General features: G+C 39.0%; 15 protein-coding genes. 3 read left to right on the forward strand and 12 right to left on the reverse strand.

Going from position 1 to position 13819, the window contains the following annotated elements; translation table 11 throughout:
* Positions 1-89 precede the first annotated feature (89 nt).
* Complete coding sequence (locus AC25Y1_RS03435; RefSeq protein WP_488146544.1) at positions 90-617, reverse strand: hypothetical protein; 528 nt, start codon at positions 615-617, stop codon at positions 90-92.
* A 174-nt stretch (positions 618-791) separates the two neighbouring features.
* Between AC25Y1_RS03435 and AC25Y1_RS03440 the strand changes: the two genes are divergently transcribed.
* A complete protein-coding gene (locus tag AC25Y1_RS03440; RefSeq protein ID WP_488146545.1) occupies positions 792-1166 on the forward strand; it encodes a VOC family protein in 375 nt (124 codons plus the stop codon).
* Between the two features lie 69 nt (positions 1167-1235).
* Here the strand turns inward: AC25Y1_RS03440 and AC25Y1_RS03445 are convergent, their stop codons facing one another.
* The 9 genes from AC25Y1_RS03445 to AC25Y1_RS03485 all read right to left on the reverse strand — a co-directional run bounded on the left by AC25Y1_RS03445 (position 1236) and on the right by AC25Y1_RS03485 (position 10977).
* Positions 1236-2060 carry an alpha/beta fold hydrolase gene (locus AC25Y1_RS03445; RefSeq protein WP_488146546.1) on the reverse strand — a complete coding sequence of 275 codons (825 nt, stop codon included), beginning with the start codon at positions 2058-2060 and terminating at the stop codon, positions 1236-1238.
* A gap of 208 nt (positions 2061-2268) precedes the next feature.
* Positions 2269-3192 (reverse strand): oligopeptide ABC transporter permease, encoded by a 924-nt coding sequence (opp4C, locus tag AC25Y1_RS03450; RefSeq protein ID WP_488146547.1) that lies wholly within the window; start codon positions 3190-3192, stop codon positions 2269-2271.
* A gap of 11 nt (positions 3193-3203) precedes the next feature.
* Positions 3204-4169 (reverse strand): ABC transporter permease, encoded by a 966-nt coding sequence (locus AC25Y1_RS03455; RefSeq protein ID WP_488146548.1) that lies wholly within the window; start codon positions 4167-4169, stop codon positions 3204-3206.
* Positions 4170-4242: 73 nt separating this feature from the next.
* On the reverse strand, positions 4243-6075 hold the full coding sequence (locus AC25Y1_RS03460) for an ABC transporter substrate-binding protein (protein WP_488146549.1): 1833 nt from the start codon (positions 6073-6075) through the stop codon (positions 4243-4245).
* An 88-nt stretch (positions 6076-6163) separates the two neighbouring features.
* Positions 6164-7201 carry an ABC transporter ATP-binding protein gene (locus tag AC25Y1_RS03465; RefSeq protein WP_488146550.1) on the reverse strand — a complete coding sequence of 346 codons (1038 nt, stop codon included), beginning with the start codon at positions 7199-7201 and terminating at the stop codon, positions 6164-6166.
* The gene (locus tag AC25Y1_RS03470) at positions 7188-8186 is read right to left on the reverse strand and encodes an ABC transporter ATP-binding protein (RefSeq protein ID WP_488146551.1); all 999 of its coding nucleotides are present in this window, start codon (positions 8184-8186) and stop codon (positions 7188-7190) included. Before AC25Y1_RS03470 ends, AC25Y1_RS03465 begins: the two co-directional genes overlap by 14 nt.
* A 230-nt stretch (positions 8187-8416) precedes the next feature.
* Positions 8417-9394, reverse strand: coding sequence for a M23 family metallopeptidase (locus AC25Y1_RS03475; RefSeq protein ID WP_488146807.1), 978 nt, complete (start codon positions 9392-9394; stop codon positions 8417-8419).
* A 125-nt stretch (positions 9395-9519) separates the two neighbouring features.
* Complete coding sequence (locus AC25Y1_RS03480; RefSeq protein WP_488146552.1) at positions 9520-9771, reverse strand: YqkE family protein; 252 nt, start codon at positions 9769-9771, stop codon at positions 9520-9522.
* A 21-nt stretch (positions 9772-9792) separates the two neighbouring features.
* On the reverse strand, positions 9793-10977 hold the full coding sequence (locus tag AC25Y1_RS03485; protein ID WP_488146553.1) for an acetyl-CoA C-acetyltransferase: 1185 nt from the start codon (positions 10975-10977) through the stop codon (positions 9793-9795).
* An 86-nt stretch (positions 10978-11063) separates the two neighbouring features.
* On the opposite strand from AC25Y1_RS03485, the gene AC25Y1_RS03490 reads away from it, so the two are divergent.
* Together AC25Y1_RS03490 and AC25Y1_RS03495 are read left to right on the forward strand one after the other, a co-directional pair.
* Positions 11064-11966: a hydroxymethylglutaryl-CoA lyase gene (locus tag AC25Y1_RS03490; RefSeq protein ID WP_488146554.1), complete on the forward strand. Its 903-nt coding sequence runs from the start codon at positions 11064-11066 to the stop codon at positions 11964-11966.
* Between the two features lie 16 nt (positions 11967-11982).
* A complete protein-coding gene (locus tag AC25Y1_RS03495) occupies positions 11983-12927 on the forward strand; it encodes an alpha/beta hydrolase (protein WP_488146555.1) in 945 nt (314 codons plus the stop codon).
* A gap of 26 nt (positions 12928-12953) precedes the next feature.
* Here the strand turns inward: AC25Y1_RS03495 and AC25Y1_RS03500 are convergent, their stop codons facing one another.
* A complete protein-coding gene (locus tag AC25Y1_RS03500) occupies positions 12954-13205 on the reverse strand; it encodes a YneF family protein (RefSeq protein ID WP_488146556.1) in 252 nt (83 codons plus the stop codon).
* A gap of 84 nt (positions 13206-13289) precedes the next feature.
* Complete coding sequence (gene sirA / locus AC25Y1_RS03505) at positions 13290-13739, reverse strand: sporulation inhibitor of replication protein SirA (RefSeq protein ID WP_488146557.1); 450 nt, start codon at positions 13737-13739, stop codon at positions 13290-13292.
* Positions 13740-13819: the final 80 nt, after the last annotated feature.

The raw sequence follows: 13819 nt of genomic DNA on the forward strand, positions 1-13819 counted from the left end.
GCGCCTTATTTATGGGCGCAGCATTTTTATGATACAAACGCTCTCAAGTGACTTGGAGAGTCATAGATAATGTGATTCCCCCTTGTTACTTACGGTTCATTTTGAAATGTATAGTTTACATAGCCCGTATTCCCAGCTACCTCTTCTTCCCCTTCAATTCGTTCACTTATTTCCATAATCACAGAAAACTTTCCATCTGGATCATGAACGATTCCTTTAATGCCGTAAACGCCATTTTCAGATGTTTCTGCAAAAGCATTATTAACCGTTAGTCCAGCTACCTCGAGTTCCTTTATAAAACGTTCTGCCATAGCGGGTATATCAGAATCGTCTGTTTCAAGAAGAACCGTATGAAGATGGCCCATCTCCATATCTAATACAACCATATATTTGCTTGGGACGGGCATCCAGTCTGGAAAAGAATCTATACCAACAACCGATGTTGGATAATCGGCTTCCTCAGATTCAACCTTGCCATCAATCTCAGTAGTTTCTTTTTCTTTTGAAGTCGTCGTTTTTTGCTGCTTTTCACCAACTGAGTTGGTCGAAAAACTACATCCTGATGTAATGAGAAGTACTATGGAAAATATACTAACAAAGTAACAAATCTTTTTCAATTTCCCTCATCGCCTTTCGTAATGTCTTATTTTTTCTTTACAATACAGGGTGAGGGTTAAGTGAAGGTTAAGTCATAGTCAATTGGTAATCATTTTCATACATCCTAAAAAAGGTTTCCAACATATTTTTGTTGAATAGGTAATTGGAATAACTATATTAGGGAGTGAATGACTGTGGGAATTACCGGATTGGGCGGGATCTTTTTCAAGTGCAATGATCCTGAAAAGCTTCGTGAATGGTATCATGACAAGCTTGGCTTATCATCGGATCAATATGGACGGACTTTTTTATGGGAAGACACAAAAGGAAGCTCTGTTTGGGCACCATTTTCAAAAGATACAACATATTTTAGCCCGTCAGACAAAGAGTTTATGATTAATTTTCGAGTGAAAGATTTAGTCACTTATCTCGAAGAACTCCGTGCTAAAGAGGTTGAAATTATTGGGGAATTGACAGAGGAGATTTATGGAAAGTTCGCACATATACTGGATCTTGATGGTAATAAGATTGAGTTATGGGAACCGATTGACGCTGCAATGGAGAGCTAATTAATGGTAGTAGAATAAGACCGTTAATTCAATGACAATTAACGGTCTTTTTCTGTGTTTCCGTCTTTTCTATGATGGGTCCTTTTCAAACTGCTCAATTAGATTATTGAATTTTTCGCTATGCTCCCAGAACATCAAGTGCCCCCCAAGTACTTCCACCTTTGACTGTGGGGAGACTTTTTCAGTAAATGACTTCGCGACTTCAGCCCAATGTTCCGCTACAACAGTCAATGTCGGAACGGACTCGCTTGCCATTTTAGCTTCGGTCCGATAATCAGAAAACATCCCTGCTGAAAACAAATTCGCTGCGATATAAACTGGCGTTTTCAAAGATTGCTCCACAAGCCAAGTGACTTCCTCTTCTTGTAGGTCACGCTGAACCATTACATCCTTCACATATGCCCCGATAAATTTCCGCTGACCTTCCGGATTTCGTAAAAACGTTGTATAGGCCGCGGCAATATCATCAAGCGGACCCTCTACCCAATCTTCTACACTTGTCGATAATGGTTTAGGTGAAAGATCAACAAAGACTAGTGATTTAATATTTTCTACCCCATGTTGTCGGATATATTCCCAAATTGTTAAACAACCGAATGACCAACCAACTAGCGTGACATCTTTCAATTCTAATCTATCTAAAACTGTTGCCAAATCAGAACCGTGTGTAACGTACTCATTGCCGTGCATAGTCATCGTTGATCGACCGTGGCTTCTTGGGTCGATGACAATTACACGTCTTGTTTTAGAAAAGTGTGCGACTTGTTCAGCAAAAACTTCAGTTGTAAACGTCCAACCTGGTATGAAGACAATCGGATCGCCACTGCCAACATCTTGAACAAATAGTTCTATACCTGGATCTACTTCAATATACTTCCCACCTGGTACTGTCAAAGCCTCAACTCCCTAACTTTTATTCTAGTAAGATTCTATTCGATAAAAGCGGATAAAATCCCTTTTATTTAATTACATTATTCTTCGCTTCACATCATATGGATAAGCTTTCAAAAGCCCCTAAACAATGCTTACTTGTTTAGGGGCTTTTATGTTTTTACAAGTAAATTCACTTTCACAAATTCCGCTAAAACCTAACTGCCAGATTCTACCTACTATCACTTTTCGGGTCGAAAGCATCGCGAAGGCCATCTCCTATAAAGTTAATAGATAAAACAGTTACTAATATGCCTAATCCAGGAGGTATCCATGCTTCAGGATGATAGCGTAGAATACGAATACTTTGCGCTTCGGAGATCATATTTCCCCATGTCGGCGTCGGTTGTGGGATACCAAAACCAATAAAGCTTAAAGCCGATTCAATAATAATCATCGATGCCATCATCAATGTCGCGTTGACAATGATTGGTCCGATCGCATTGGGTATGAAATGCCTGAAAATAATTCGCGCATCACTAGCTCCTATCGCTCTTGCCCCCAAGACGAACTCTTGTTCTCGCAACGAAAGAAAAGTCCCTCTAACAATCCGCGTCAAGGTTGGCCACGAGGTAATCGCAATAATGGTGACAAATATGCCAATCGTAATTCTCTCCATCAAAGCAATAATCGTTAGTGCTAATACTAAAAAAGGTAAAGCAAGTACTAAGTCCGTTAATCGCATGATAATATTATCTACAATTCCGCCGTAGTAGCCTGCTATCGCACCTGTTATCAGTCCAATGACCAATGTAAATACCATTGCGCTAAAACCGACAATCAATGAGATTCTAGAGCCGTAGAGTAACCTTGAAAAGTTATCGTGCCCCACACTGTTTGTGCCCAAAATATGTTCACTGGTAGGACTTTGTTCAATTAGTAATAAATTAGGTTCAGTAGGATCGTGTTCTGTTAAAAATGGTGCAAAAATGGCCATACAGACAATGAGAAAAAAAACGATAAGACCCAACATAGCTAATTTATTTTTCAGAAATCTTCGAATTGCTAATTGAAGTGGACTTCGATGTTTTCTATCAAAAACCACTTCTTCGTTCGGATCTACATTTAACGAATCAATTGGTGTTGGCTGAACCATACGTATCCACCTCAATCATAACGAATTCTCGGATCTACTATACTATAAAAAATATCTGCGATTAAGTTCCCAACCAATATCGCAACCCCTAATAATAATGCGATTGCCATAACAACTGGATAATCACGGTTTGTAATAGCGTTTATAAATAACGTCCCTAGCCCGGGAAAGTTAAAAACTTGTTCTGTAATAATTGCGCCACTTAAAATAGCTCCAAACTCAAATCCCATGAGCGTTATGATGGGAATCATTGCATTTCGCAACGTATGTTTATAAAGGACGTTACGATCACTCATGCCTTTCGCTTTTGCAGTTCGAATATAATCGCTGCCCAGTACATCAAGAACTTCCGAACGCATATACCGCATATAAGAAGCCGTACTGGCTAGTCCTAATGTTAGGCCTGGCAGAATCATATGATGAATACGATCCTTAAATTCTCCAAATCCAGTAAGCTTATTGGAAGATAAAGTTCCCTGTGCCGGAAACCAGCCCATTTTGATTGAAAATACATAAATGACGACAAGTCCAAAGAAAAAGTTTGGAATCGCAAGTCCTGCAAAGCCAAATGTGGTTGCTCCATAATCTAATAGTGAATATGGTTTTCGAGCAGAGTATATACCAATTGGAATGGCAACGACTAAAGTGATACCAAGTGCAACGACACCTAAGTACACCGTGTTCATAATTCTTTCTTGTATCAAACTTTGAACGGAACGGCCATTAAAAGTTATGGATTCACCAAAGTTTCCGCGTACAACTTCTTTTGCCCAATTCAGGTATTGAATAGGAACCGGTTTATTTAACCCCAATGCCTCACGTTGCTGCTCGTACACTTCTGGGTTAATGTTCGGATCTAAAATCTTTCCAGTAAATGGATCACCTGGCGCTGCTTTTGCCAAGCCAAATACGATGATAGACAATGCTAATAACATAGGGATAAATACTAATATTCTTCTAATAATATATTGGTACATACTTCGCGCCTCCCTTGAAGGAGAAGCGTATGCAGTGAATCACATACGCTCATTTTGTTCCTTCTAGTTATTATTATTGATCATTTACCCACCAAGTATGGGAATCTCTGTACATCGTTTGCGGCAGGATTTGAATGTTTTCAATCCGATCATTGTATGCCCAAATACTATTTTGTGCATAGAGCAAGAATGCCGGCAAATCTTCAGAGAAGAGCTTCTGCCATTCTTGATAAACATCTGTTCTGAAACCTTGATCGAATGCATCTGGCGCTTTAATCGCATTGTATAGTAACTCATCTGATTTCGGATTATTCCAACGCGAGAAGTTGTAAGCGTCTTTAATGCCCCATAGACCTAATGGATCCGGATCCGCGCTTCCTAAACTCCATCCAATCAAGTATAGATCCCAGTCGGAATTGTCATTTGTAAGTCCGTCAACATAAACTGACATATCTTTTGGCTGACGTAAGTCGACTTTAATGCCAACTTTATCAAGATAATCAACAACGAGTGGTGCTGATCTTTCACGAATCTCGTTTCCAGTTGGGTATTCCATATTTAGTACCCATTCATTTCCATCTGGATCATCACGGTACCCATCACCGTCTGCATCGACGTAACCAAGTTCGTCTAACATTTCTTCTGCTTTATCAGGATCGTATGTGTAGTTCGTTCCAGCATTTTCATCATAAGCCCAGAATTGAACTGCGATTGGGGAGTTAATAGGTTGGCCGCGACCATGTAATAGCCCTTGACCATGTCCTTCACCTACAAGACCATCGCGGTCAATTGCCCATGCAATCGCTTGCCTTATTTTCGGATCAGCAATTTTTTCGTTTGGAACCCAATTATCCGGTTCAATTGCACCAGCTGCAACATCTTCAGCTGTACGGTGATTCATCTTGAATCCTAATAGTTGGTAACCAAAATCTGCTTGTTCAATAATTTCAACATTTTCATATTCACTCACCATATCGTAGTCAGCTGGGTTAATGCCCCCAGGTGCTGCGATAAAGTCAATTTCTCCTTTTTCAAGTAAGCCTGTCATGACAGATTGTTGAACAACTTTCCAAACGATTTCGTCTAGAAGAGGCTTATCTTGCCAATACTCATCGTGACGCTCGAGTGTATATTGCTCACGCTCAATCATATCTGCAAACATAAATGGTCCTGTTCCAATCACCTTTCCAGCTTGAGTAGATTCTTCTGCTGCTGGAATATCAGCTACAGGAATGTTTTCAAAAATATGTTTAGGAATAATCGGGAAACCAGTGTAATAGAGTGGCATTACGTTTGGCTCTGAAAATTTAAATGTAACTTGGTAATCGCTATCTGCGACAACTCCCAGAAACTCATCTGATTCTCCTGAAACATAGTCTTCATAACCTAATAGTGGTTCAACATAGTTTGTGCGCACTCCACCTGCTGAAACATAGTCAGGGTCAGAAATCGCCTGATAAGTGTACACTACATCGTGTGCAGTAAACTCTGTCCCATCATGCCATTTCACGCCTTCTTCTAGTGTAAATGTAATTTCAGTTTGGTCTTCGTTTGGATCCCATGATTTTGCGAGTGCAGGGATAAATTCTAAGTTTTCGTTCTGTGATGTTAGACCTTCATGTGTGAAATCTAGAATGTTTGCTTCATAAGCTTCTTGATAAAAAATCGGGTTGAACATACCTGCTGGTGCCGTGTGCATCGCACCTGTTACTGTGCCGCCTTCTTTTGGACCATCATCAGTAGCTTCTTCGTCTTCGGCTTCATCTTCAGTGTTCGTGTCTTCCGTGTTTGCATCTTCTGGTTTTTCTGTATCTCCGTCTCCATCTGAATTACAAGCCGCAAGCACTATACCGAACATCAATACTAAAATTAGTAAAAATAGACTACTCCTATTACGTTTCAACAAATTAGTACCCCCTCATCATTTTTTATTCAAAATGCATTAATATCCTTGATTTACACAGTCCACATCACCCCCTTAAAGGTAATCACATTTAATCTTCTGTATATAAATGACATGAAACAAAATGATCTTCTTCCATCTCTACTAGTTCAGGAACTTCTGTTGTACACCGCTCAAATGCATATGGACACCTCGTCCTAAACGTACATCCTGACGGTGGATTTGCTGGACTTGGCAAATCGCCTTCTAACTTAATCTTTTCAACTTTTGTTGCAGGATCTTTATCTATATCAATGACAGGTATTGAAGATAATAGTGCTCGTGTATAGGGATGAAGTGCATTGCTGTAGAGTGCTTTTTTCGACGCAAGCTCTACAAATCTACCTAAATACATAACGGCTACTCTATCACTAATATGCTTGACGACACTCAAATCATGCGCGATGAATAAATAGGTTAACCCTAATTCTTCCTGTAAGTCTTTCATTAGATTTAATACTTGTGCTTGAATCGATACATCTAATGCAGATACAGGCTCATCACATATGACAAACTTTGGATTTACAACTAGCGCTCGAGCAATACTGATTCGTTGCCTCTGCCCACCTGAAAATTCATGTGGGTATTTTTGCAAATCGCCTTTTCTCAATCCTACTTTTTGAATAATCTCCGAAACTTGTGTCATCCGCTCCTTTTTTGATAGCTTTCCTTGCACAATTAACGGCTCTTCAATCAGCTGTCCAACACTCATTTTTGAGTTCAATGATGCAAAAGGGTCTTGAAATACAATTTGCATGTCTTTTCTCTGCGGACGAATTTTCCGTTGACTAAGTTGTGAAATATCAACATTATCAAAAATGACATTTCCTTCTGTTGGATCCATCAGTCGTAAGATGACTCGCCCTAATGTTGATTTTCCAGATCCAGATTCTCCAACTATCCCTAAAGTCTCTCCTTTAACGATCGAGAAAGAAACGCCGTCCACCGCTTTTACATGGCCGACAGTTCGTTTCAAAATACCACCTTTTATGGGGAAATACTTTTTCAAGTTTTGAACTTCTAGAAGAATATCTTTATTTGACCGATTTTCTAGATTAGAACTTTCCAAATTTCGTTCAAGCATCGTCATTTGCATTTCCTCCATCCTCATAGAGATAACAACGGACAAAATGGCCCGGATCTAGTTCTTTTAATTCTGGGTTCGATTCTCGACACTTATCCATAACAAATGGACAGCGGGTTGCAAAACGACACCCTTTTGGAAAGTTATAGGAAGGTGGAACAGTCCCTTTAATCGTTCCAAGCCGCTCCACATCTTCATCCATTTTAGGTAAACTCGCCAACAAACCTTGAGTGTACGGATGTCTTGTCAGCTTTAACAGTTCTTTCGTAGGGGCTTGTTCTACAATTTGCCCACCGTACATAACCATGACTCGGTCCGTATATTCATAGACAACACCTAAATCATGTGTAATGAGTAAAAGTGCCATTCGAAATTTCTCTTGCATTTCGACCATTAAATCGAGAATTTGCGCTTGTATCGTAACATCTAATGCCGTTGTAGGTTCGTCCGCAATTAGTAATTGTGGGTTACAAGAAATAGCCATTGCAATCATGACCCGTTGTCGCATCCCCCCTGATAATTGATGTGGATATTCTTTCATTATTTCTTCGGGTCTTGGAATGCCCACCACTTTCAATAAACTAATGGCTTGAATTTCCGCCTCACGTTTTTTTGCTTTTTTATGCTTCCGGATTATCTCGGTAATTTGATTTCCAATTGTAAATACTGGATTTAGTGCAGTCATCGGCTCTTGGAAGATCATTCCAATGTCATTTCCACGAATTGATGTCATTTGTTTGGGTTTAAGATTCAATAATTCTTGATCATTCATCGTAATAGATCCTTCAACAATTTTCCCTGGCTTATTTATGAGTTGCATAATCGATAAGGCGGTAATACTTTTTCCACTGCCCGATTCTCCCACAATCGCAACGGTCTCCCCTGGGTAAACTGAAAATGAAATACCGTCAACAGCTTTTGCAATTTGATTTTGGTTCAAATAAAAGTATGTCTTCAATTGCTCAACTTCTAGTAGTGGCTGCATCCCCATATGAACACTCCATTCGATAACTATTTTACTTTTGTAAATAATCAATCAAGATATATTTCACTACATAATTGCGACAATTGACTACATTGTATTCGTAACTATCGCAATTGTCAATCTGATTTTTTGTATTTAATTTATTATATTGAATATTTTGTCGAATCATGTAAAATTCATATTGCATAGAAAAATAGCCCTCAAACATGGTAGGTAACTACCATATTTGAGGACTATTATTGGCCTTTTGTTTGATCATCTTTTTCCCATAGTCGTAAATAAGGGAAAGGGTCAAACGCCCATTCAGTTCGTCCGTTATACTTGTACATTCCGTAATGAAGATGCGGTGCGAATCTTCCAGATGTACCTTCTTTTCCATATCCAGAACTTCCAACATAACCAAGTACAGTGCCCGGTTCTACGAAGACACCTTCTTTAATTTTTTCATCAAAACCTGAAAGATGTGCATAGTAATGGTAGGTATTGTACATATCGCGGATTCCCACTCGCCAACCTCCATAATCATTCCACCCCATGACTTCGACGATTCCATATGAAGTCGATAGAACCGGCACACCGTAGTTCGCAAATAGGTCTGTTCCTTCATGTATTCGCCGTCCACCCCATCCTCGACTAACTCCCCAAGTACTTCGATAACTATAGTTGGCGGATACTGGTAATGGAAATGCACGTTGGTCTAAATTTAGCGTTTCAAAATGACTGTATAGTTTAGAAATCGTCATAATTTGGTCTACCGTTTCTTTTCTTTCATAATAATCCAACAGGGCTTGTTTAAAGTTTTTTTCTGTGGCGCCATAAGAACTAATATATGTAGCCATCGTTTGCAATTTGTCATCTGGATCATTCGAGTCCACAATACCATCTTGATTACCGTCACGTCCAAATCCATTGAAAAATGCAATTGAAATTTCCGAGTGATCTTCTTGAAACGGATTCAATATACCGCTCCAAAATTCATTTGGAAAATAGATTGACATCGGACCTTCACTTTTGGGTATATCTGAACGGACAGCTTGTATATTTCGTTCAAATTGGTCAATTGCTGCTAGGTAATACCAAGGAATATTAAAGTCGCTATATTTAACATAATACGCCTTTCTTTCATCGAGTTCCTGTTCCCTCGTTTTTCCCTCTTCCTTTTCAGCTTGTACGTAGATTGATGAAAAGAGGAAAATTGTGAATGAGAAAAACATTATGCGTGTGTAAACATTCAAACAAAAAAACCTCCTTTTGACTATGTAATTTAGATTCCCCTAAATGACTTTTTTCATGAATGGAAATTAAAAAGCGCTCAATGAATTGAGCGCTTAAAGATGAATCAATATTTTTTTCCAATGTCTCCGTAGTCGTTTAACAGTTCTTCAAAACTTTTATTTTTCTCGCGTTCTTTTCTTTCAAGACGAAGTTTTTCTTGACGCTTATCTTCATTTTCACGTTCCGTAATTGAAAGTTTATTTTTCACTGATTTCAATTTTGCGAGGACGTCATCGTCAAGGGAATCAGACAGCGTAGATGGAATATCTTCTATCTTTTTGCCTTGTTGATTTCCTTTTCTCCTTTTTGCAGACATATATGAATCCCCTCTTTCTACTTATGGCCGTTTTACAATAGTGGCTACACCTTGTCCGCCGCCAATACAAAGTGTGGCGAGTCCAGTTTTCGCATCACGTCGTTGCATCTCATGTAGCAATGTTACAAGTATTCTTGCACCACTTGCACCGATTGGATGCCCAAGTGCAATTGCACCACCATTTACATTCAATTTCTCATGATCGAATCCAAGTTCTTTATCTACTGCAATGGACTGCGCTGCGAAAGCTTCATTCGCTTCGATTAAATCAATCTCATCTAATTCCATATTTGCACGTGATAATACATTCTTAACGGCTTGAACTGGTCCGATTCCCATTACTGATGGATCAACGCCAGCTCCTGCATTTGCGACAATTGTGGCCAGTGGTGTTAAGCCCAGTTCATCTGCTTTTCTTTTTGACATGATGACAAATGCAGCCGCACCGTCATTAATACCTGAGGCGTTTCCAGCCGTCACACTACCATCCCGTTTAAATGCTGGACGTAATTTCCCCAATTTTTCCGCTGTTGACCCACCTCGAACATACTCATCTGTATCGAAAATGATTGGGTCACCTTTACGGTTGGGAACTTCAACTGCGACAATTTCATCTTTAAATTTTCCTGCCTCAATTGCGGTTGCAGCTTTTTTCTGTGAATATGCTGAAAACTCATCTTGTTCTTCACGTGTAATGGAATAATGATCACATAAATTTTCTGCTGTCACACCCATATGATAGTCATTAAAAGCACACCATAAGCCATCTGAAATCATACTATCAACAACTTTTTGATCGCCCATTTTATAACCTTCACGAGCATTTTTTAATAAAAATGGCGCTTGGCTCATATTTTCCATTCCACCGGCCACAATAACATCAGCATCTCCTGATACGATGGCTTGACGCGCTAAGTGGACTGCTTTTAAACCAGAGCCACATACTTTGTTTATCGCCATAGCTGAAACCGATTCGGGTAGACCTGCTTTAATCGCAGCTTGTCTTGCTGTATTTTGTCCAAGTCCTGCTTGTAAGACATTCCCCATAATGACTTCATCCACAAGCTCAGGTGCAACACCTGCACGTTCTAATGCATCCTTTATAACGATTGCCCCTAGATCAGTTGCGGAAACATCTTTTAATGACCCTAAAAACGAGCCAATTGCTGTTCTAACCGCACTAACGATGACTACTTCATTTCCCATTTCTAACTTCCCCCTTAATATTGTTATCCTACTTAATTTGCTTGTCACTACATCCCTTTATTATAATAAGAATCAGGAGGGATGGTATGTATATTTTACCAAACAATGCAACAATAATCGAGGTCGGTCCACGAGATGGATTACAAAACGAACAAAACCATGTCGAAACAGCGGATAAATTGACGTTTATAAAAGCACTTCAAGGAGCACATATTAGTGAGATGGAATTAACGTCTTTTGTGTCTCCAAAATGGGTACCACAAATGGCTGATGCGCGTGAAATTTTAATGAAGACACCAGTTTCTGGAAGGCAGTTTGTGTTAGCACCAAATGGAAAAGGATCAGAAATGGCATTAGATGCTGGCGCGAAGAGTATTGCAGTATTTGTAGGGGTTAGTAATACTTTCAATCAAAAGAATATTAATCGTTCTACAGAAGAAAGTATGGATGCGTTAGTACCCATCTTGGAAAAATTGAAAACAGAAGGCGTTTTTATTCGAGCTTGTATATCTACCGCATTCTATTGTCCTTATGAAGGCAAAATAGATGTGAAAGATGTCGTCAATTTATGCAACAGATTTGTTGAAATGGGTGCTGATGAACTTTCTGTGGCGGACACGATTGGTATGGCCAATCCAAAAGAAAGCTATGCGTTATTTAAAACTTTAAAAGAAGCTTTTCCTACTACATTAATCACTGCACATTTTCATGATACACGTAAAATGGCGCTTGCAAATATTTATGCTGCACTACAGGCAGGCATTGATCGTTTTGACACGTCAGCAGGCGGTTTAGGAGGTTGTCCTTTTGCTCCAGGCGCAACTGGCAATGTAGCAACGGAAGATGTTGTGAATATGCTAGACAGGCTCGGTATTGAAACAGGAATCGATTTGAAGAAGGTTTGTGAGGCTATTTCGCTGATTGAACCTCATGTATCTAACCCAATTGATACAGGCATGTATCGTTTGTTCAAGAATGGACAGATGTAAGTAAGGGGTGGTTGTTGTGAAACGTCGCATTATATATATAGCTGGCGTTTTTTCGAGTATATTTGCCGCTATTATTGCTATACTTGGTTTTATTGCGACGAACCGACTGATGTATTTAAAAATGAAGGATCCTAATGTAATCATGGAACGTGAAATTCTGGCGAAACGTTTTGATGAGAAATGGTTTGAAACAGTTCGTAAAAAAGAATTATGGATTGAATCTCCAAATAATTATTTATTAAATGCAATTTTCTTTAAACCGCTAGATACGATGAATACTGTCATAATTTGTCATGGTGTAACCGAAAACAAAACGAATTCGATTAAATACGCTCGTCTATTTGAACGTCTTGGTTTTAATTCTGTCATATATGATCATCGCCGCCACGGTGAATCCGGTGGTAAAACTACGAGTTTCGGTTATTACGAAAAATTAGATTTGCAGGCCATTGTACACCATGTACGTGAATTAATCGGTGAGGATGCTATTCTCGGGATTCATGGAGAATCAATGGGTGCCGCGACAACAATTCTTTACGCTGGAACTTTTGAAGATGCAGCAGATTTTCACATCGTAGATTGCCCATTTTCAGATTTTACGGAGCAAGTCCTTCACGTCCTCCGTATGGAAACACCACTTCGTAGTACGATGTTACTAAGAATCGCAAATCTTTTTTTAAAAATACGTGATGGTTATACATTGAATCTTGTATCTCCTCGAGAAGTCATTGAAAATATTCATAAGCCTATGTTATTTATCCATAGTAATGAGGATGAATTTATATTACCCTATATGACGAAGGAACTTCATGATGCAAAACCGGGTAATAAAATGCTGAAGTTTTTTGATCGTGGGAGCCATGCAAAATCATTTAACGATAATCCAATCGCTTATGAACAAACGGTTAATGAGTTTTTTCAACGATTTGGATTTCTTTCAACAGAAAACACCCGCTCATGATCAGCGGGTGTTTTTTGTTACTACTTTTACTTCTTCTTTTTCTTGTCTTTTTTCTTATCTTTTTCCTTCTCACTAACCTTATTCATCTGACTCATCATCTGATTAATACGCTTTTGTGAAGGTTTTTGACCCATTTGCATCATCATCATTCGTAGCATTTCTTCATTAATCGGCGGGTTCTCTTCTAAGTATTTCATCATATATCGACGTGCAATGAAAAATCCGAGGGCCACACCAGCTAATAGCGCGACGACGATTCCCACTATCCACCAAAACATCCGCTATACCTCCTTCACTTCAGTTGTGCTTGTTAACGGTTCCATGAAGGATTATACAATATTATCACCTGAGATACTACCTTTTCAATGAAAAATCGCAGCTCTTTTTCTTTCGCTGTCTGAAAACTTGATAGGTTTCAACCATCCCCACTCGCCATTATTATCCATAACAGCAAAGAAACGACTATCTACTTCAGACAATGCGACAAACAAATCTAAGTCCAACATCCTCGATCCGTCACAAAAAACGGAAAGGGAATAAGCAGAAAGCGAAATCAAAATAGATCCCTTTACGGGATGAGTCAATTTATATTCTCCGTTCTCACGTTCAATTGTTTCAAATACTTTACTCAAGTTTGAAAGGATGGCTTCGTCAATTACTTCGGGTTCTATAATATCGCATAGGTAGTGTATTTCTTTTAAGTCATTACTATGCTCGCCATTTTCTTTCAGTAATTCATATAATAATTGCTCTCGTCCAATGACAAATGGTTCGTATTCCTTTTTCACTTTATATATTCCGTACAAGCGCACGACACCCACCTCCTCTTATTTAGAAGTGTATCTGTTTAGGTATGAAAAGACTGTCATAATGTGAAATAGTTCATGACTAG

The sequence above is a fragment of the Sporosarcina sp. Y1009 genome (assembly GCF_057669865.1).